Origin of the sequence: Agromyces bracchium, assembly GCF_009709675.1 — a bacterium.
In the GTDB taxonomy this organism is placed as follows: domain Bacteria; phylum Actinomycetota; class Actinomycetes; order Actinomycetales; family Microbacteriaceae; genus Agromyces; species Agromyces bracchium.
Map to the genome: position 1 here is coordinate 215027 of NZ_WMLB01000023.1, position 19513 is coordinate 234539.

Below are 19513 nucleotides of genomic sequence, written 5' to 3' on the forward strand. Positions count from 1 at the left end.
ACGAGTGGGAATCCTCGGCCGCCTCAGGGAAGACATCGCGACGGCCCGATCCCACGACCCCGCCGCACGCAGCCGCGTCGAGATCGTCCTCGCATACTCGGGGCTGCACGCGATCTGGGCGCACCGGCTCGCGCATCGGATGTGGCGGGTGCCGGTGCTCAGGCTGCCGGCGCGCGTGGTGTCGCAGCTCGTGCGCTTCCTGACGGGCATCGAGATCCACCCCGGCGCGACGATCGGCCGCCGGTTCTTCATCGACCACGGCATGGGCGTCGTGATCGGCGAGACCGCGGTCGTCGGCGACGACGTGATGCTCTACCACGGCGTCACGCTCGGCGGGAAGGCGCCGCGCGGCGCGCCTCGCGGCGCGAAGCGCCACCCCACGCTCGGCGACGGCGTGACGGTCGGGGCGGGCGCGAAGGTGCTCGGCGACATCGAGATCGGCGCCGGCAGTGCGATCGGCGCGAACGCCGTGGTCACGCGCGGCGCTCCCCCGCACTCGCTGCTCGTCGGCATCCCGGCGGTCGCGAAGCCGCTCTCGCCGGCGACGGCGGATGCGGCGCGCGGCATGCACGACTGGCACGTCGACTTCCACATCTGAGGTCGACGAGAGACGGATGCCGCGGCATCCGCCCCCCGTCGTCGCCCGTCAGAGCGGGAGGAACATCACGTGCAGCCCGACGCGACCGTGTCGCGCGGAACGGAACGCCCCCGGGACCGTGCCGACGATCTCGAACCCGACCGAGCGCCACAGCCGGACCGCGGGCTCGTTCGACGCGACGACCGCGTTGAACTGGATGCCCGCGAAGCCCTCGCGCCGATGCCAGTCGACGACCCAGTCGGCCAGGCGGCGCCCGACGCCCGCGCCGCGCGCGTCGCCCGCGACCATGAAGGACGCCGTCCCGATGTGATCGCCCGGCCCCGGTCGGTTCGGCCTCATCTTCGCGGTGCCGACGATGCGACCGTCGAGCTCGGCGACCACCGTGAGGCCGGGCGGGCGCTCGATCCAGAGCGCACGAGCCTCGGCGGCCGAGAGCGGCGTCGGATAGGCGTAGGTCTCGCCCTCGCGCACGACCTCGTCGATGATCGCGAACACCGCCGGCCAGTCGCCGTCGGCGAATGCGCGGACCGCGATGTCGGTCACTGGTCGCCGAGATCGGCGAGCCGGGCCTCCTCGTCGGCGTGGATCGCCGACTCGATGATCGGCTCGAGTGAGCCGTTCATGACCTGGTCGAGGTTGTACGCCTTGTAGCCCGTGCGGTGGTCGGCGATGCGGTTCTCGGGGAAGTTGTAGGTGCGGATGCGCTCGGAGCGGTCCATCGAGCGGATCTGCGACTTGCGCGCGTCGGACGCGGCCGCCGCGAGCTCCTCCTGCTGGCGCGCGAGCAGGCGCGCCCGGAGGACGCGCATCGCGGCCTCGCGGTTCTGCAGCTGCGACTTCTCGTTCTGCATGGCCACGACGATGCCGGTCGGCACGTGCGTGATGCGCACGGCCGAGTCGGTGGTGTTCACCGACTGGCCGCCCGGGCCCGACGAGCGGTACACGTCGATCTTGAGGTCGTTCTGGTTGATCTCGACCTCCTCGGGCTCGTCCACCTCGGGGAAGACGAGCACGCCCGTGGTCGACGTGTGGATGCGGCCCTGCGTCTCGGTGACGGGAACGCGCTGCACGCGGTGCACGCCGCCCTCGTACTTCAGGTGCGCCCACACGCCCTGCGACGGATCGGAGGCGTTCGACTTGATCGCGACCTGCACGTTCTTGTAGCCGCCGAGGTCGGACTCGTCGCGCTCGAGGAGCTCGGTCTTCCAGCCCTTCGACTGCGCGTACTGGATGTACATGCGCAGCAGGTCGGCCGCGAAGAGGGCGCTCTCGGCGCCGCCCTCGCCGCCCTTGATCTCCATGATCACGTCGCGGCCGTCGTCGGGGTCGCGTGGGATCAGGAGCCGCCGCAGCTTCTCCTGGGACTCTGCGAGGTGCTCCTCGAGCCCGGGCACCTCCTCGGCGAACGCCTCGTCCTCCTTGGCGAGCTCACGCGCCGCCTCGAGGTCCTCCTGGGCCTGCCGCCATCCGTCGTGCGCGGCGACGATGCGGCTGAGCTCGGCGTAGCGCCGGTTCACCCGCTTCGCGCGCGCGGCATCGGCGTGCAGCGCCGGATCGGCCAGTTCCTCCTGGAGTGCGGCGTGCTCGGCGATCAGTGCCTGGACGGACTCGAACATCGATCAGCGGTGGTCGGACTCGTGCCCGTGCCCGTGCCCGTTCCCGTTGCCGCCCACCGGAGCCGACTTCTGCATCAGCAGGAGGAACTCGGTGTTCGACTGCGTCTCGCGCAGGCGGCCGAGCACGGCCTCGAGGGCCTGCTGCGGCTCGAGGCCGGCGAGGGCACGACGCAGCTTCCAGGTGATCTTCACCTCGTCGGGCGAGAGCAGCATCTCCTCGCGACGCGTCGACGACGCGTTCACGTCGACCGCGGGGAAGATCCGCTTGTCGGCGAGGTGGCGCGACAGGCGCAGCTCGGAATTGCCGGTGCCCTTGAACTCCTCGAAGATCACCTCGTCCATCTTCGAGCCGGTCTCGACGAGCGCGGTGGCGAGGATCGTCAGCGAGCCGCCGTTCTCGATGTTGCGCGCCGCACCGAAGAACCGCTTCGGCGGGTAGAGCGCCGACGCGTCGACGCCGCCCGAGAGCACGCGGCCCGAGGCCGGCGCCGCGAGGTTGTAGGCGCGGCCGAGACGGGTGATCGAGTCGAGCAGCACGACCACGTCGTGACCGAGCTCGACGAGGCGCTTCGCGCGCTCGATGGCGAGCTCGGCGACCGTGGTGTGGTCTTCGGCCGGGCGGTCGAAGGTCGAGGCGATGACCTCGCCCTTCACCGTGCGCTGCATGTCGGTGACCTCTTCGGGGCGCTCGTCGACGAGCACGACCATGAGGTGGACCTCGGGGTTGTTGATCGCGATCGCGTTCGCGATCTGCTGCAGCACGATCGTCTTGCCGGCCTTGGGCGGCGCGACGATGAGGCCGCGCTGGCCCTTGCCGATCGGCGCCACGAGGTCGATGATGCGCTGGGTCAGCTTCGTCGGCTCGGTCTCGAGGCGCAGGCGGTCCTGCGGGTAGAGCGGCGTGAGCTTCTGGAAGTCGACGCGCGCGGCGGCCTCGTCGGCGGTCTGGCCGTTGACCGAGTCGATCTTGACGAGCGCGTTGTACTTCTGGCGGCTGCTGCCCTCGCCCTCGCGCGGCTGCTTGATCGAGCCGACGACGGCGTCGCCCTTGCGCAGGTGGTACTTCTTCACCTGGCCGAGCGAGACGTACACGTCGCTCGGGCCGGGCAGGTAGCCCGTCGTGCGCACGAACGCGTAGTTGTCGAGCACGTCGAGGATGCCGGCGATCGGGATGAGCACGTCGTCGTCGAGGATCTCGGGCTCGACCTCGTCGCCCTGGCCCTGGCCGCGACGCTTGCGGTCGCGGTAGCGGTTGCGGCGACCGCCGCCCTCGCCGTCGGCCGACTGCTGGTCGCCGCGGCCCTGCTGGCCCCGACCGCCCTGCTGCTGGTCCTGCTTGGCCTTCTCGGCATCGCCGCCCTGGCGGCCCTTCTCGGACTCGGCCGGGCGGCCCTTGTCGCCTTCGGCCTGCTCGTCGGGACGGCGCCCGCCCTGCGGCTGCTCGACCTTCTGGCCCTCGCCGCGGTCGGCACCGCCGCGGCGACCGCGGTTGCGGCTGCGGCCCTGGCGCTGCTCCTGCGAGGGAGCCTCGGCCTTGCCGTCGCCCTCCTCCTGACCCTCGGCGGCGTCGCCCTGGCGACCTGCGGCGGTCGCCGCGGCGAGCTGCTCGCGCACGGCGGCGCGGGCGGCCTCGCGGGCGTCGTCGTCGGAGGAGCCGGTGCCCGCTCCGGCCTCGTCGGCGGTCGCGGCGTCCGGAACGAGCTCGACGCCCGTCGCACCGGCGTTCGCGTGGGCCGCGGCGGCGGTGGCGGTCGTCGCGCGACGCGGCTGTCGGCCGCGACGGGCCGGCTCGGCCGGCGCTTCGGCGGCCTGTGCCTCCGCGGCGGGAGCCTCGGCGGCGGGCTCGTCGGCAGCGGGGGCGGGCGCCTCGGCGGGAGCCTCCGCTTCCGCGGGCTGCGCGTCGGTCGGCGCGACGACGTCGTCGGCCGGGGCGGCCGCGATGCCGTCGGTGTGGGCGGAGATCAACTCCACGAGTTCTCCTTTTCGGCGCTTCGACGCGCCGGCGATGCCGAGCGAGGACGCGAGCTCCTGGAGCTCGGCGACCTTCATGGTCGACAGGCGAGCGGCGTCCACGCGCTCCGCGTGGTCGGTTCCGTTGGTCACTGGGATTTTCCTTTCCCCTGGCCAGGCATTGGGGGTTGGCCGAGGAGAGCTGATCGCGGCACGTCGCAGACGTGCGCACGAGGCGCAGATCTGCGCGATGGCGAAAGCATGAGATGCCGGGAATCGCACCGAACGGCGAGGACGCGAGTGGTGCAGCGCCTGCCGGGTGCGGGCTTCAGTCTAGCACCCGGCGGTCGGCCGTCGGACCACGCGCCACGCCGTCGAGGGCGCGTCCCGACGGCGATCCCGCCGCGGCGCCGGTCAGGCGTCGTCGGCCGGCGTCACGGTCGCACCGAGGAAGTCGACCGCGAGCGGGAGGGCCTGCCAGGCCGTGTCGGCCGTCTCCTCGACGACCCGCGCGGCATCCGCTCGCTCGCTCGGGTCGCTCGCGAGCACGAGGATCGACGGCCCGGCCCCCGAGATGACGGCGGGATGCCCCGCCTCGCGCAGGCGCCGGATGAGCCGATCGGTCTCGGGCATCGCCTCGGCGCGGTAGCTCTGGTGGAGCTTGTCCTCGGTGGCGGCGAGCAGCAGCTCGGGGCTCTGGATCAGGGCCGCCACGAGCAGGGCCGAGCGCGAGACGTTGAACACCGCGTCTTCGTGGGGCACCGACTGCGGCTGGAGGCTCCTCGCGAGTGCGGTCGACATCTCATGCTCGGGGACGAGCACGAGCGGCGAGACGCCGCGGTGCACCATGAGCTTCTTGTGCCGAGGCCCGTCGGGCGTGACCCACGCGATCGTCAGCCCGCCGAAGAGCGCCGGCGCGACGTTGTCGGGGTGGCCCTCGAGCTCGGTCGCGAGCTCGAGCAGCTCGTCGGGCGAGATCTCGACCTCGGGCTCGAGCAGTCCCTTGGCCGCCATGACGCCCGCGACGATCGCCGCGCCCGAGGAGCCGAGGCCGCGACCGTGCGGGATCGAGTTGTGCGCGACGAGCCTGATCGGCGGAAGCTCGCGACCGTACCGCGCGAACGTGTGCGCCATCGCGCGCACGACGAGGTGCGTCTCGTCGAGCGGCACCTCGCCCTCGCCGACCCCGTGCACCTCGATCTCGAGCCCGGAGTCGACGACCTCGACCTCGAGCTCGTCGTAGCGCGCGAGCGCGAGGCCGAGCGTGTCGAACCCCGGGCCGAGGTTCGCCGAGGTCGCGGGCACCTTGACGTGGACCTTCCGCCCGAGGAGGCTGCCGGCCGACGCGGGCGTCGCCTCCGCCGAGGCGGCCGCGCTCATGCGCGGAGCCCCAGCACCTCGGCGACGTGCGCCACGTCTGCGGGGACGACCGTCGGCGCGACCTCGGAGCCGTCGGGACGGCGGAGCGCCCACTGCGGGTCCTTCAGTCCGTGACCGGTGACCGTCAGCACGACCTTCGCGCCGGCCGGAACCTGGCCGGCCTCGGCACGTTCGAGCAGGCCCGCGACGCTGATCGCGGAGGCCGGCTCGACGAAGACGCCGACCTCGGCGGAGAGGATGCGCTGGGCTTCGAGGATCTTGTCGTCTTCGATCGCGCCGAAGTAGCCGTCGGTGAGATCGCGCGCCTCGAGCGCGAGGTGCCACGACGCGGGGTTGCCGATGCGGATCGCACTCGCGATGGTCTCCGGGTTGCGCACCGGCTCGCCGAGCACGAGCGGCGCCGACCCGGCCGCCTGGAACCCGAACATCCGCGGCAGCTTCGTGGCGTTGCCCGCCTCGATGTCCTCGCGGTAGCCGCGCGTGTACGCCGTGTAGTTGCCCGCGTTGCCGACCGGGATGAAGTGCAGGTCGGGCGCGTCGCCGAGCACCTCGACGACCTCGAACGCGGCCGTCTTCTGGCCCTCGATGCGGTCGTTGTTCACCGAGTTGACGAGGTGCACCGGGTAGTTCTCGGCGAGGTCGCGCGCGATGTCGAGGCAGTCGTCGAAGTTGCCCTGGATCTGGATGAGCTGCGCGTCGTGCGCGATCGCCTGGCTGAGCTTGCCCATCGCGATCTTGCCCTCGGGCACGAGCACGGCCGCCTTGATGCCCGCGTGCGTGGCGTAGGCCGCGGCCGACGCCGACGTGTTGCCGGTCGAGGCGCAGATCACGACCTCGGCGCCGCGCTCGACGGCCTTCGTCACGGCCATCGTCATGCCGCGGTCCTTGAACGATCCGGTCGGGTTCATGCCCTCGAACTTGACCCACACGTCGGCGCCGGTGCGGCGCGAGAGCGCGGGCGCGGGCAGGAGCGGCGTGCCGCCCTCGCCGAGGGTCACGATCGGGGTGGCGTCGGTGACGTCGAGGCGGTCGGCGTACTCCCGGATGACGCCGCGCCACTGGCGCGACGGCGCGTTCGTTGCCTGGTGGTTCACTCTGCTCCTTCGACTCGGATGACGGATGCGACCGAGGTCACGACGGGGCTGTCGGCGAGTGCGCGCACCGTCTCGGCGAGCGCGGACTCACGCGCCTCGTGGGTGCCGATCACCAGCGTAGCCCGGCCGTTCTCGTCGTTGATGGTCTGCTCGAGCTCGCCGACCGAGACGCCGTGGTCGGCGAACACGTGCGCGATCGTCGCGAGCACGCCCGGCTGGTCGGCCGCCTCGAGCGTGATGGCGTAGCGGGTCGTGATGCGGCCGATCTCGAGTACGGGCAGCTCGGCGTGGGTCGACTCCGCCGTGCCCGGGCCGCCGAGCACGTGACGCCGTGCGATCGCGACGAGGTCGCCGAGCACGGCCGAGGCGGTCTGCACGCCGCCCGCGCCGGCACCGTAGAACATGAGGGGGCCGGCTGCGGCGGCCTCGACGAAGACGGCGTTGTTGGCGCCGTGCACGGCGGCGAGCGGATGGCTCCGATGCACCATCGCCGGGTAGACCCGGGCGGACACGCCCTCCTCCCCCGTCTCGGGGTCGGCGAGGCGCTCGCAGATCGCGAGGAGCTTCACGACGTAGCCGGCGCGCTTGGCCGACTCGACCTGCGCGGCGGTGACGCCCGTGATCCCCTCGCGGTGCACCCGGTCGACGGGCACGCTCGTGTGGAACGCGAGGCTCGCGAGGATCGCGGCCTTCTGCGCCGCGTCGTAGCCGCCGATGTCGGCGGTCGGGTCGGCCTCGGCGTAGCCGAGCTCGGTCGCGGTCGCGAGGGCGTCCTCGAGCGAGGCGCCCGTGGTGTCCATGCGGTCGAGGATGAAGTTCGTCGTGCCGTTCACGATCCCGAGGATCCGGTCGATGCGGTCGCCCGCGAGGCTGTCGCGCAGCGGCCGGATGATCGGGATGGCGCCGCCGACGGCGGCTTCGTACGACAGCTGCGCGCCGACCTGCTCGGCGGCGGCGAAGAGCTCGGGGCCGTGCGTGGCCAGCAGCGCCTTGTTGCCCGAGACGACGTCGGCGCCCGAGGAGATCGCCTTGAGGATGAGCGTCCGCGCGGGCTCGAGCCCGCCCATGAGCTCGATCACGATGTCGGCGCCGAGGATCAGCGACTCGGCGTCGGTCGTGAGGAGCTCGCGCGGCAGCGCGGCGTCGCGCGGCGCGTCGACGTCGCGGACGGCGATGCCGACGAGCTCGATCCTCGCGCCGATGCGGTTGGCGAGCTCGTCGCCCTGCTCGAGCAGCAGCCGGGCGACCTGGGAGCCGACCGAGCCGGCGCCGAGCAGCGCCACGCGGATGGAACGGTATTCGATCATGCGGTGACTCCGTGTGCGTCATCGTCGTGGTCGGAGAGTCCGGCGTCGCGGGCGAGGAGGTCCTCCTCGGTCTCGCCGTGCACGATCACGCGTGCGACGCCGCCGGAGACGGCCACGACCGGCGGTCGGGGCACGTGGTTGTAGTTCGACGCGAGCGACCAGCAGTACGCCCCGGTCGCGGCGACCGCCAGGAGGTCGCCGGGGGCGACATCGTGGGGAATCCAGTCGTGGTCGACGACGACGTCGCCGGACTCGCAGTGCTTGCCGACGACGCGGACGAGCGACGCCGGCTCGTCGGAGACGCGCGAGGCCAGTCGCGCCGTGTACGCGGCACCGTACATCGCGGTGCGGATGTTGTCGCTCATGCCCCCGTCGACCGAGACGTAGTGGCGCCAACCCTCGTCGGTGGGCACGGGCTTGACGGTGCCGACGGTGTAGAGCGTGACGCCCGCGGGGCCGATGATCGACCGACCGGGCTCGAACGCCAGTCGCGGGACGGGCACGCCCAGTCGCTCGCACGCCCGGGCGACCGCGCGCGCGATGCCGTCGGCGATCTCCTCGATCGGCGCGGGCTCGTCGGCCTCGGTGTAGGCGATGCCGAACCCGCCGCCGAGGTTGAGCTCGGGCACCGGCGCGACCGCCGACAGCTCGGCGTGCACCGAGAGCAGCCGCTCGGCCGATTCGGCGAAACCCGCCGCGTCGAAGATCTGCGACCCGATGTGGCAGTGCAGTCCGACGAAGTCGAGCGAGTCGTGGGAGCGGATGTCGGCGACCACGCGCGCCGCGTCGGGCAGCGCGATGCCGAACTTCTGGTCTTCGTGCGCGGTCGCGAGGAACTCGTGCGTCGACGCGTGCACGCCCGAGTTGACGCGGAGGCGCACGCGCTGCACGCGACCGGCGCGGGACGCGGCATCCGCCACCCGACGCACCTCGACCTCGCTGTCGATGATGATCGTGCCGACGCCCGCAGCCACGGCACGTTCGATCTCGCTCAGCGACTTGTTGTTGCCGTGGAAGCCGATGCGCGCGGGCTCGGCGCCCGCGGCGAGGGCGACGGCGAACTCGCCGCCGGTCGCGACGTCGATCGCGAGGCCCTCGTCGGTCATCCAGCGCACGACCGCGCCCGAGAGGAACGCCTTGCCGGCGTAGTAGACCGTGACCGAGGTGCCGACGGATGCCGCGGCCCGTTCGAAGGCGGCGCGCGTGCGTGCGGCGCGCGATCGCGCGACCTGCTCGTCGACCACGTAGAGCGGGGTGCCGAAGCGTGCGGCGAGGGCCGCGGCGTCGACACCGCCGACGACGAGGCGCCCGGCCTCGTCGCGGTGCGCACCCTCGGGCCAGACCTTCGGATCGAGCGCGTTCGGGTCGGCGGGCGCGCCGCGCAGCGCGGGGACGGATGCGCTGGAAGACACGGGGAAACCTCACGGACGATGGAACGACGGATCGCTCGGACGGCGAGCGAACCCGGATCGGTTCCTGAAGCCTCGGTGCGGACCGCCCTTGTGGGGCGGCGTACGGGCGAGTCTACCGACGCCCGGCGCGGTGGCCGAATCGGCGACGACACCCGGCGACGCGCGCGCGGCCCGGCGCAGCCGACTCCGCGAGCGCCGTGGTCAGCCGCACGTGCCCGTGGTCGCGAGGGTCTCCTCGGCGAGCGGCAGCCCGCTCGCCTCGAGGCGCACGGTCACGAGGTCGGGCTCGACGTCGATGCCGGACACCTCGACGCCCTCGGGCAGGCGATCGGCCACGCAGACCGGGACCGGGTCGCCGCCGAGGATCCGGTCGACGAGGCCCGACGCGTCGAAGCTTCCGCCGCCGGCGCTGATGTCGGCCGCGACGGGCCGGAGGAGCACGCGATCGCCCGCCGCCTCGGGCTCCGCGGTGATCGAGAATCCGATGGGGATGCCGAGGAACGTGGTCTCGTCCTCGTACGCGACGGTGCCCTCGCCGAGCGTCAGCCCGCCGGTGATGCCCTGCGACGCGGCGATCTCGTCGACGGCGTCGCCGTCGATCGAGGCCTCGACCTCGCCGCGCTCGAGCGTGCCGCCCTCCGCGAGCGGGACGCCGTACGCGGTGACGGTGACGTCGACCGGAACGCCGTTCACGACGAGTTCGGGCGCGGTGGCGACCATCTCGTCTATGCTCCCGGTCATCGCCTGCCAGAGCGCCGAGAACCCGCGGATGTCGACGCTCACCTCGCCCTCCACGCCCTCGGGCAGCGACTGCTCGATGGAGTCGGCGACGTTCCGCTCCGCGATGGCGCGGCCGACGGTCTCGACGAGGACGAGCAACGCCGCGATCACGGCGACCAGCACGAGCACGACGACCACGGCGCACCCGCCGCGGCGTGACCGGCGCGGCGCGCCATCCGCCCCGCCCATCGGCTCGACGGGAACGGTCTCGGCGTCGCGCGAGGTCATGCGGGCGAGGCTACATGCGCTCGGGCGCCGACACGCCGAGCAGGTCGAGGCCGTTGCGGATGACCTGGCCGGTCGCGTCGTTCAGCCAGAGGCGGGTGCGGTGCAGGTCGCCGATCGGCTCGTCGCCGAGCGGCAGCACCCGGCAGTTGTCGTACCAGCGGTGGTAGAGGCCTGCGAGCTCCTCGATGTACCGCGCGATGCGGTGCGGCTCGCGGAGCTCGGCGGCCTGCGCGACGATGCGGGGGAACTCCTGCAGCGCGCCGAGCAGCGCCGACTCGGTCTCGTGCTCGAGCAGCTCGGGTGCGAACGCCGAGCGGTCGACGCCGGAGGCGAGGGCGTTGCGGGCCACGGCCGACGTGCGGGCGTGCGCGTACTGCACGTAGAAGACGGGGTTGTCGTTCGTGCGGCGGCGCAGCTGCTCGGGGTCGATCGCGAGCGGCGAGTCGGCCGGATAGCGCGCGAGCGTGTAGCGCAACGCGTCGGTGCCGAGCCACGCCTGGAGGTCGTCGAGCTCGATGATGTTGCCCGCGCGCTTGGAGAGCTTCGCGCCGTTGATCGACACGAGCTGGCCGATGAGCACCTCGATGTCTCTCTCGGGGTCGTCGCCGGCCGCCCCCGCGAGCGCCTTCAGCCGGTGCACGTAGCCGTGGTGGTCGGCGCCGAGGAGGTAGATCTTGTGCTCGAACCCGCGGTCGCCCTTGTCGAGGTAGTACGCCGCGTCGGCCGCGAAGTAGGTGTAGACGCCGTTGGCGCGGCGGATCACCCGGTCCTTGTCGTCGCCGAAGTCGGTCGTGCGCACCCAGACCGCGCCGTCCTCGTCGAACACGTGGCCCTGCGCGCGGAGGCGCTCCACCGCGGCGTCGATCGCCGAGACGCCGTCGTCGTCCTTCGCGTGGAGCGCGCGCTCGCTCGTCCACACGTCGAAGTGCACGTTGAAGCGCTCGAGCGACGCGCGGATCTCGGCGAGCTGCAGTTCGTAGGCGATCTCGCGCGCGGTGTGCAGCGCCACCTCGTCGTCGAGCTCGAGCAGGTGCGGCTCGCGCTCGAGCACCCGGGCGGCGAGGTCGGCGACGTACTGGCCGGGGTAGCCGTTCTCGGGCGTCGGCTCGCCCTTCGCCGCCGCGATCACCGAGGCGCCGAAGTTGTCCATCTGGTTGCCGGCGTCGTTGACGTAGTACTCGTTCGCGACCTGCGCGCCCGCCGCACGGAGCACGCGGCCGATCGAGTCGCCGAGCGCGGCCCACCTGGTGTGGCCGATGTGCAGCGGGCCCGTCGGGTTCGCCGAGACGAACTCGAGGTTGATCACGCGGCCGGCGAGCGAGTCGCCGTGGCCGTACGCGGTGCCGGCGTCGACGATCGCCTTCGCGAGCGCACCCGCGGCCGCGGCATCCAGTCGGATGTTGATGAAGCCGGGACCGGCGACCTCGGCGCTCGCGACGCCGTCGACCTCGGCGAGACCGGCGGCCAGTTCGGTCGCGATCTCGCGCGGGTTCGCGCCGAGGGGCTTGGCGATGCGGAGGGCGATGCTGGAGGCCCAGTCGCCGTGCTCGCGGAGCTTCGGACGCTCGAGCGTCACGGCGTCGGGAGCGAGGCTCAGCTCGACCGCGGCACCGGCCTCGCGTCGTCGTGCGACCAGGGCGATGACGAGGTCGTACAGGGCACGCGAGAGGTCGGCGGGAGTCACTCGAAGATCCTACCGGGCGCCCGTTGCTATCGTTTCCCGCATGCCGCGCCCGAACGCCCCCCGTCCCCGCCTCCGCCCGGTCACGCTCGCCGTCGCCGGGGCGTCCGCGCTCGCCCTCCTCCTGTCCGCCTGCACCGACCCCTCGGCCTCCCCGACCGAGTCGACGGCGCCGCCCGCCGCCGGCGGATCGGCGGCCCCGACGGCGCCGGCCGAGCCGACCGTCGAACCCGAGCCCACCGAGGAGCCCATCCCGTTCGACGTCGCGTGCGACGAGATCCTCACCGCCGACCAGGTCTACGCGTTCAACCCCAACTACGGGACCGCCCCCGACTACTCCCCGACCGCGGCGACGGTCGGCGACGTGGTCGACGCGTCGGGCACCGCGTGCGGATGGAGCAACCAGACCAGCGGCGAGGTCATCGAGGTCGGCGTGGCCACCCTCCCCGAGCACGCGTACGAGCTCCAGGTCGGCGACGCCGCCATGCGGTCCAACCCCGTGCCCACCTACGGCACGCCGCCCGAGGTCGAGGGCTTCTTCCGGCAGTCCGGCGGCGTGGGCCAGGCACAGGTGTTCTCGAACGGGTACTGGATCGTGGTCGAGTCGCCCGTGCTCTTCGAGCCCGGCGACGCGCAGGACCTCGTCGCCGACGTCATCGCGAACGTCGTCGGCTGAGGTCCTCGACGGCTCGTCGGCGTGCGCCGTCGACCCGCGCAGGTGGTAGTGTTTCCTGCTGTGCGCCTCCGTAGCTCAGGGGATAGAGCGCCGGTTTCCGGTACCGTAGGTCGGGGGTTCGAATCCCTCCGGGGGCACGTCGTGAAGAGCCCGGTCCACTCAGTCAGCTGAGGGCCCGGGCTCGTTCCGTGTCCGGGGCGCAGGCCCTCCGCCGCCCTGCCGCGTCGGCCGCGATCGCGGGCTGCTGAGCGTCCGCTCGGAGTCGTGGACGCTCGTCGGGGCGCCCCAATAGACTCCGAACATCGGCTCCGAGGGGAAGGGCACTGTCGCATGCGGTCGGTTCGCACGGGTTCGATCGCGTTCGCCGTCCTGATCGTCTCGACGCTGCTCCACGTGCCCGCGATCGCGTACGCCGAGCAGCCGGTCGAGTTCGGTGCGAGCCCGATCGTCGACACGGTCGGCGCGCTGACGGCCGACGAGGCGGCCGACGTCGAGGCGGCGATCGACGAGGCGGCCGACGAGACCGGTCGCCAGTTGTTCGTGGCGTACGTCGGCGAGTTCGACGACCCGTCCGACGCAGGGTCCTGGGCGACCGAGACCGCCAACGACAACAACATGGGCAGCGAGGACTACCTGCTCGCGGTCGCGATCGACGGTCGGGCCTACCACCTCTCCGCCGCGGAGGACGCGTCGTTGTCGGCCGACGAGGTCGATCGCATCGCGGTGCAGGTCATCGAGCCGCACCTGCGCGACGGCGACTGGGCCGCCGCCGCGATCGCCGGTGCCGAGGCGATCGGCGGAGGCGGCACGCCGGGCGGTGGCCTCGGATGGCTGTGGATCGTGCTGCTCGTCGTCGCGGCGGCGGCGATCGTGGTGGCGATCGTGCTCGCCCGGAGACGCAGCCGGCACGGCGCGGAGCCGGCCCAGGGTCCGCCCGCGGTTCCGATCGAGGAGCTCCGCCGACAGGCGGGCGGCGCGCTCATCGCCGCGGACGACGCCCTCAAGACGAGCGAGGAGGAGCTCGGCTTCGCGGTCGCCTCCTTCGGCGAGGAGTCCGCAGCCTACTTCCGCACCGCGCTCGCCACCGCGACCTCGAAGGTCCGCGAGGCCTTCGGACTGCAGCAGCGACTCGACGACCACGAGCCCGACACCGAGCCGCAGCAGCGCGAGTGGTACACCGGCATCCTCCGCCTGACCGACGAGGCGGAGGCGCTGCTCGACGCGCAGGCCGAGCGCTTCGACGCACTGCGGGCCCTGGAGCAGAACGCGCCGCAGGCGCTCGCCCGGGTGGAGGAGGCGATCCGCGACGCCGAAGCCGCGATCGGCCCCGCCGCCGCGCGGCTGCAGGCGCTCTCCGCGCAGTACAGCACCGCAGCGCTCGCCTCCGTCGCCGACAACCCCGAGCAGGCGCGCGCGCGCATCGCGTTCGCCCGCGACTCCGCCGCCGAGGCCTCGTCGGCGGTCGGGCGCGGCGAGACCGGTGCCGCCGCCGTCGACATCCGCGCCGCGGAGGAGGCCGCCGACCAGGCCCGCCTCCTCGCGGCCGCGGTCGAGCGGCTCGCGGCCGACCTCGACGACGGCGACCGCGCCGTCGCGGCCGGCGTCGACGACCTCGATGCCGACGTCCGCACGGCTCGCGGCATGTCCGACGCGGCCCTCGTCGCCCTCGCCGACCGCGTGGAGGCCGAGGCCGGCGCACTGCGCGCCGACCTCGGCCGAGCGGGGCGTTCCCCCCACGAACTCGCGGCACGCCTCGACGCGGTCAACCGCGAGATCGACGCGGCGATCCAGGGCGCGCGCGACGCCGCGGTGCAGGCCGAGCGCGCACGGGCCGAGCTCGACCGCACCCTGCTCGCCGCTCGCTCGCGCGTGCAGGCTGCCGAGGACTACCTCGTCGCGCGACGCGGCGCGATCGGCGCGGAGGCGCGCACGCGCCTCGCCGAGGCCGGCCGGCTCGTGGTCGAAGCGCAGTCGCTCGCCGTGACCGACGCCGCCCGGGCCCTCGCCGCGGCGCAGCGCGCCGACCAGCTCGCCGGCCAGGCGATGTCGCTCGCGCAGCAGGATGTCGGCGGATTCGGCGGCGGGTTCGGCGGCTCCTCGGGCGGCCCGGGCGGATTCGGGGCCCCGTCGGGCCGCGGTGCGAGCGGGGGCGACATCTTCGGCGCGGTCCTCGGGGGCATCCTCATCGACTCGATGCTCGGCGGCGGGCGGAGCGGCGGATTCGGCGGCGGCGCTCCCGGCGGATTCGGGGGCGGCCGCGCGTCGGGCGGCTTCGGCGGCGGCCGACGCGCACCCGGGAGCTTCGGCGGATCCGCGACGCGCTCGAGGCGCGGGAGCGGGGGCCGCTTCTGACGCGCCGCTTCGACCAGCACGACCCAGTTCGATCACCACACGGAAGGACACACCGATGACCAAGCAGTCCATCTTCGGACGGATCTCGCAGCTCCTGCGAGCCAACATCAACGCGCTCATCGACCAGGCGGAGGACCCGGAGGTCATGCTCGACCAGATGGTCCGCGACTTCACGAACTCGATCGCCGACGCCGAGGCCGCGATCGCCGAGACCATCGGCAACCTGCGCCTCCTCGAGGACGACCATCGCGAAGACGTCACCGCCGCGCGCGAATGGGGCGACAAGGCCCTCGCCGCGAGCCGGAAGGCCGACGAGCTCCGCACCGCGGGCGACACCGCGGGCGCCGACAAGTTCGACAACCTCGCCAAGGTCGCGCTCAGCCGGCAGATCTCCTCCGAGAACGAGGCGCGCGCCGCCGAGCCGCAGATCGCCGCCCAGACCGAGGTCGTCGAGAAGCTCAAGTCCGGGCTGAACGGCATGAAGCAGAAGCTCGTCGAGCTGAAGAACAAGCGCAGCGAGCTCATCGCGCGGTCGAAGACGGCCGCCGCGCAGCAGCAGGTGCACGAGGCCGTGAAGTCGATCGACATCCTCGACCCGACCAGCGAGCTCGGGCGCTTCGAGGACAAGGTGCGCCGCGAGGAGGCGAAGGCGCGCGGGCAGGCCGAGCTCGCCGCATCCAGCATCGACGCGCAGTTCAACGAGCTCGAGGACCTCGGCGAGCTGACCGAGGTCGAGGCGCGGCTCGCCGCGCTGAAGACCGGGGGCGCCCAGGGCCAGATCTCCGGTTCCTGATCGGGGGCGGATGCCGCGGGGGCGCCGCCGCAGCGACGGCGACCCCGCGGCATCCGCAGCCCCCGGCGCCGACGGCCGGGCGCCCGGCCCGAGCTCTCCGCTCACGAGGGAGGTGCGGAGCATGACCCCCGACGAGGCGGCGCGCGTGCTCGGGGTCGAGCCTGGCGCCGGCCAGGCGGAGCTCGATCGGGCCTACCGGCGGCTCGCGCGCGAGCTGCACCCCGACCGCTACGTCGGTGCGCCGGACGCCGACATGCGCGACGCGAGCGCGCGGTTCATCGAGGTCGCGCGCGCCTACCGGCTGCTCTCGGAGGCGCAGTCGGGCACGAGCGACGACCGCCCGACCGGGCGCATCGTCGTCGAGCATCCGGCCGGGCCGCCCCGCTCGGTCCCGCTCCGTCCGTTCAGCCGGCGACTGTTCGCGACCTGGACCCTCCTGCTCCTCGTGGGCGCGCTCCTGTCGACGTCGACGACGCCCGTCCTCACCCCGCTCGACCTCTGGGGTCGGCTCGCCCTGCTCGTCGCCGCCGCGCTCGCGACGGGGCTCACCCGGAAGCGGTGGGCCTGGTGGGCGACGCTGGTGCTGCTCGGTCTCAGCGCCATCGCGGTGATCGCGTCGACCACCGTCGCCTCCCTGCTCGGGCTCGGCTTCATGGCGATCGCGTCGGTGGGCATCGCCGTCCAGGCCGGCCTCGTGCGGTTCCCCGACCAGGACTGACGACGACCACGCACCGGACTCGGCTCGGTCCGCCCCCGGCGTCCGACCATCGCTTCCGCACGGATGCCGCGAGGCACATACTGGGAACCATGCCGGCCGCCTTCGTCGTCGTCCCCGAGTGGCAGGGTTCCGTCTCCGCGCGCGCGATGAGCCACGCCGACGGGGCGCACGCCATCAGCGGAGACCTCCCCTCCGCCGCCACCGTTCTCGTCGACGTGCCCGTGGAGGCCGGCGACGCGCTCGGCACCGGCGTGCACCGCTACAGCGCCCTGCGGCGGGTCGGCGATCGCATGCGCGAGGCCATGCAGGGACTCGGGCGCACGCCGATCGCGATCGGCGGCGACTGCGGCATCGCGCTGGCCTCCGTCGCGACGGCCGCGGCGGGCGATCCCGACTCGCTCGCGGTGCTCTGGCTCGACGCCCACCCCGATCTCAACTCCCCCGAGACGAGCCCGTCGGGCGCGTTCAACGGCATGGTGCTCCGTGCCATCGCGGGCGAGGGCGCCGACGGGCTGGCCCTTGCGGACGGCGAGCGGATCTCACCGTCCCGGCTCGTCCTCGGCGGGGTTCGCGCGCTCGATGCCGGCGAGCAGGCCTTCATCGACGAGCACGGCATCGCGATGGTCGACGTGGAGCGGTTCGGCGAGCCCGACGCGGTCGTCGACGCGATCGTCGCGACCGGGGCCTCCCGGGTGTACGTCCACGTCGACCTCGACGTGCTCGATCCGTCCGCGATCTCCGGGCTGTCCTACCCGCTGCCGTTCGGCGCCGATCCGGACGAACTGGTCGCGCTCGTGCGGACCGTCGTCGCCCGGGTCCCGCTCGCGGGCGCGTCGATCGCGGGCTTCGCGCCGTCCTCCGCCGAGGCGGCCCTCGACGACCTGCCGACGATCCTCCGACTCATCGGCGCGCTCTCGTCGGGCGCGTCCTGACCGGTCGCGCCCCGATCCTCGCCTCCGCGGCGTCCGCTCCCTAGGCTGGCGTGGTGGCCGGTCGGCGCGTCCTCCGGCCGGAGGAGGGAGCGCGCATGGCCAGGGAGTTCGACCTCGTCGTCCTCGGTGCAGGACCGGTCGGCGAGAACGTCGTGGATCGGGCCCGCGCCGCGGGCCTCGAGGTCGCCGTCGTCGAGCACGAGCTCGTGGGCGGCGAATGCTCGTACTGGGCGTGCGTGCCGTCGAAGACGCTGCTGCGCAGCGGTGCGGCGCTGCGTGCCGCGCGACGGGTCCGTGGCGCGTCCGACGCGGTCACGGGCGACGTCGACGTCGCCGAGACGCTCGCCCGGCGCGACTACTGGGTCTCCGACTGGGACGACCGCAACGCGGTGGCGTGGCTCGAGAGCGTCGGCGCCGTCCTCGTCCGCGGGCACGGCCGCCTCCAGGGCGAGCGCCGGGTCGTCGTCACCCCGCCGGACGGCGGTGCCGACGAGGTGCTCGTCGCACGCCATGCGGTGGCCGTGTGCACCGGGTCGGAGCCGGTGGTTCCGGACGTGCCCGGCCTCGCCGACGCGCGCCCGTGGATCAGCCGCGACGCCACGGGAGTGCGGAACGTGCCGGCCCGGCTCGCGATCATCGGCGGCGGCGTCGTCGCGGTCGAGATGGCGACCCTCTACGCCGGCTTCGGCACGCGGACCACGATGATCGTCCGGCACGGGCTCCTCGGCGGCATGGAGCCGTTCGCCGGCGAGGCCGTCGCGGACGGCCTGCGTGCGCTCGGGGTCGAGCTCCGGCAGGGTGCGAGCCCGGTGCGCGTGAGCCGCGACGAGACGGATGCCGTCGTGATCGAGCTCGACGACGGCGGGACGGTCACGGCCGACGAGGTGCTCGTCGCGACCGGCCGGCGCCCGCGATCGACGGGGATCGGCGTCGAGGCGGTCGGCCTCGAGCCGGGGTCGTCGATCACGGTCGACGACACGCTCGCCGTGGTCGGCCTCGACGAGGCATCCGCGGCCGCCCGGAACGACGTCGACGACGGCGACGGCGACCGGCCCGAGCGCATGCCCTGGCTGTACGCCGTCGGCGACGTGACGGGGCGCGCGTCGTTCACGCACCAGGGCAAGTACCAGGGCCGCGCGGCCGGCGACGTCATCGCGGCGCGCGCCCTCGGCCGTCCGGTCGACGCGGGGCGGTACGGCATCCACACGGCGACCGCCGACTCGGTCGCCGTGCCGAGCGTCGTCTTCGCCGACCCCGAGGTCGGATCGGTGGGCCTCACCGCCGCCCGCGCCGCAGCGCGCGGGCTCGCCGTGCGCACGCCCGAGGTCGCCTTCTCGAGCGTGACCGGCGCGGGCATCCTGGCCGACGACTACGAGGGCCGCGCACGGCTCGTCATCGACGACGAGCGCGACGTCGTGGTCGGTGCGACGTTCGTGGGGCCGGATGTCGCGGAGCTCGTGCACCAGGCCACCATCGCGATCGTCGGCGAGGTGCCCGTCCGGCGGCTGTGGCACGCCGTGCCGGCGTTCCCCACGATGAGCGAGGTCTGGTTGCGGCTGCTCGAGGCCGACGGCCGTCCGGAGGTCGGCGGATGAACCGGACGGTGCGCGTCCGGCTCACCGACTCCCCCATCAGCGTCGCGGGCTACTGGTGGGCGACCACGGTCGGCTTCGCGTGGGGGTTCCTCTGGAGCCGGGGCCGCATCGAGGTGCGCCACGGCCTCATCGTGTTCAGCGGAATGCCGCGCTGGACGTTCGGGCGCGGCGGCTCGTGCGTCGGCGGCTGCTACCTGACCGATCGGAACCACTCCGACACCGTCCTCGGCCACGAGGTCGTCCACCGGGAGCAGTGGCGCACGTACGGCCTGCTCTTCCCGATCCTGTACTGGATGGCGGGGCGGAACCCGCTGACCAACCGCTTCGAGATCGAGGCCGGCCTCGAAGCGGGCGGGTACCTGCGGCGTCGGCGCACGCGGTCGCGCGAGGGCTGAGGCGGA

At 73.4% G+C, this 19513-nt stretch carries 17 protein-coding genes and 1 tRNA gene; 9 read left to right on the forward strand and 9 right to left on the reverse strand.

Annotated elements, in window-relative coordinates:
• Window positions 1–4 precede the first annotated feature (4 nt).
• A complete protein-coding gene (gene epsC, locus GJ743_RS10505) occupies window positions 5–598 on the forward strand; it encodes a serine O-acetyltransferase EpsC (protein WP_328289054.1) in 594 nt (197 codons plus the stop codon).
• 48 nt (window positions 599–646) lie between these two features.
• Here epsC and GJ743_RS10510 read toward each other — a convergent pair whose 3' ends face one another.
• The 9 genes from GJ743_RS10510 to GJ743_RS10550 all read right to left on the reverse strand — a co-directional run bounded on the left by GJ743_RS10510 (window position 647) and on the right by GJ743_RS10550 (window position 12049).
• Entirely contained in the window at window positions 647–1141 is a 495-nt protein-coding gene (locus tag GJ743_RS10510; protein WP_328289055.1) for a GNAT family N-acetyltransferase, read from the reverse strand.
• Entirely contained in the window at window positions 1138–2214 is a 1077-nt protein-coding gene (gene prfA / locus GJ743_RS10515; protein WP_155051869.1) for a peptide chain release factor 1, read from the reverse strand. Before prfA ends, GJ743_RS10510 begins: the two co-directional genes overlap by 4 nt.
• A 3-nt stretch (window positions 2215–2217) precedes the next feature.
• A complete protein-coding gene (gene rho, locus GJ743_RS10520) occupies window positions 2218–4317 on the reverse strand; it encodes a transcription termination factor Rho (protein ID WP_328289056.1) in 2100 nt (699 codons plus the stop codon).
• A 261-nt stretch (window positions 4318–4578) separates the two neighbouring features.
• Window positions 4579–5544, reverse strand: a complete 966-nt coding sequence (thrB, locus tag GJ743_RS10525) for a homoserine kinase (protein ID WP_155051870.1) — start codon at window positions 5542–5544, stop codon at window positions 4579–4581.
• The gene (thrC, locus tag GJ743_RS10530) at window positions 5541–6638 is read right to left on the reverse strand and encodes a threonine synthase (protein WP_328289057.1); all 1098 of its coding nucleotides are present in this window, start codon (window positions 6636–6638) and stop codon (window positions 5541–5543) included. The genes thrB and thrC overlap by 4 nt, the downstream gene beginning before the upstream one ends.
• Window positions 6635–7945, reverse strand: coding sequence for a homoserine dehydrogenase (locus GJ743_RS10535; protein ID WP_155051871.1), 1311 nt, complete (start codon window positions 7943–7945; stop codon window positions 6635–6637). The genes thrC and GJ743_RS10535 overlap by 4 nt, the downstream gene beginning before the upstream one ends.
• Window positions 7942–9357: a diaminopimelate decarboxylase gene (lysA, locus tag GJ743_RS10540; protein ID WP_328289058.1), complete on the reverse strand. Its 1416-nt coding sequence runs from the start codon at window positions 9355–9357 to the stop codon at window positions 7942–7944. The genes GJ743_RS10535 and lysA overlap by 4 nt, the downstream gene beginning before the upstream one ends.
• A gap of 201 nt (window positions 9358–9558) precedes the next feature.
• Window positions 9559–10365 (reverse strand): LmeA family phospholipid-binding protein, encoded by an 807-nt coding sequence (locus GJ743_RS10545; RefSeq protein WP_155051872.1) that lies wholly within the window; start codon window positions 10363–10365, stop codon window positions 9559–9561.
• Window positions 10366–10375: 10 nt separating this feature from the next.
• The gene (locus tag GJ743_RS10550; protein ID WP_328289059.1) at window positions 10376–12049 is read right to left on the reverse strand and encodes an arginine--tRNA ligase; all 1674 of its coding nucleotides are present in this window, start codon (window positions 12047–12049) and stop codon (window positions 10376–10378) included.
• A gap of 40 nt (window positions 12050–12089) precedes the next feature.
• Here GJ743_RS10550 and GJ743_RS10555 point away from each other — a divergent pair, with 40 nt between their 5' ends.
• The 8 genes from GJ743_RS10555 (at window position 12090) to GJ743_RS10590 (ending at window position 19507) form a co-directional block, all read left to right on the forward strand.
• Window positions 12090–12722, forward strand: a complete 633-nt coding sequence (locus GJ743_RS10555; protein ID WP_155051873.1) for an iron ABC transporter ATP-binding protein — start codon at window positions 12090–12092, stop codon at window positions 12720–12722.
• 64 nt (window positions 12723–12786) lie between these two features.
• A tRNA-Arg gene (locus GJ743_RS10560) sits at window positions 12787–12859 on the forward strand.
• Between the two features lie 193 nt (window positions 12860–13052).
• Window positions 13053–15074: a TPM domain-containing protein gene (locus GJ743_RS19990; RefSeq protein ID WP_155051874.1), complete on the forward strand. Its 2022-nt coding sequence runs from the start codon at window positions 13053–13055 to the stop codon at window positions 15072–15074.
• A gap of 55 nt (window positions 15075–15129) precedes the next feature.
• On the forward strand, window positions 15130–15867 hold the full coding sequence (locus tag GJ743_RS10570; RefSeq protein ID WP_155051875.1) for a PspA/IM30 family protein: 738 nt from the start codon (window positions 15130–15132) through the stop codon (window positions 15865–15867).
• Window positions 15868–15988: 121 nt separating this feature from the next.
• Window positions 15989–16585, forward strand: a complete 597-nt coding sequence (locus tag GJ743_RS20365; RefSeq protein ID WP_196216978.1) for a DnaJ domain-containing protein — start codon at window positions 15989–15991, stop codon at window positions 16583–16585.
• An 89-nt stretch (window positions 16586–16674) separates the two neighbouring features.
• A complete protein-coding gene (locus tag GJ743_RS10580) occupies window positions 16675–17517 on the forward strand; it encodes an arginase family protein (RefSeq protein WP_155051877.1) in 843 nt (280 codons plus the stop codon).
• A 95-nt stretch (window positions 17518–17612) separates the two neighbouring features.
• The gene (locus tag GJ743_RS10585) at window positions 17613–19112 is read left to right on the forward strand and encodes a dihydrolipoyl dehydrogenase family protein (protein WP_155051878.1); all 1500 of its coding nucleotides are present in this window, start codon (window positions 17613–17615) and stop codon (window positions 19110–19112) included.
• Window positions 19109–19507, forward strand: a complete 399-nt coding sequence (locus GJ743_RS10590; protein ID WP_155051879.1) for a Fe-S oxidoreductase — start codon at window positions 19109–19111, stop codon at window positions 19505–19507. Before GJ743_RS10585 ends, GJ743_RS10590 begins: the two co-directional genes overlap by 4 nt.
• Window positions 19508–19513 lie beyond the last annotated feature (6 nt).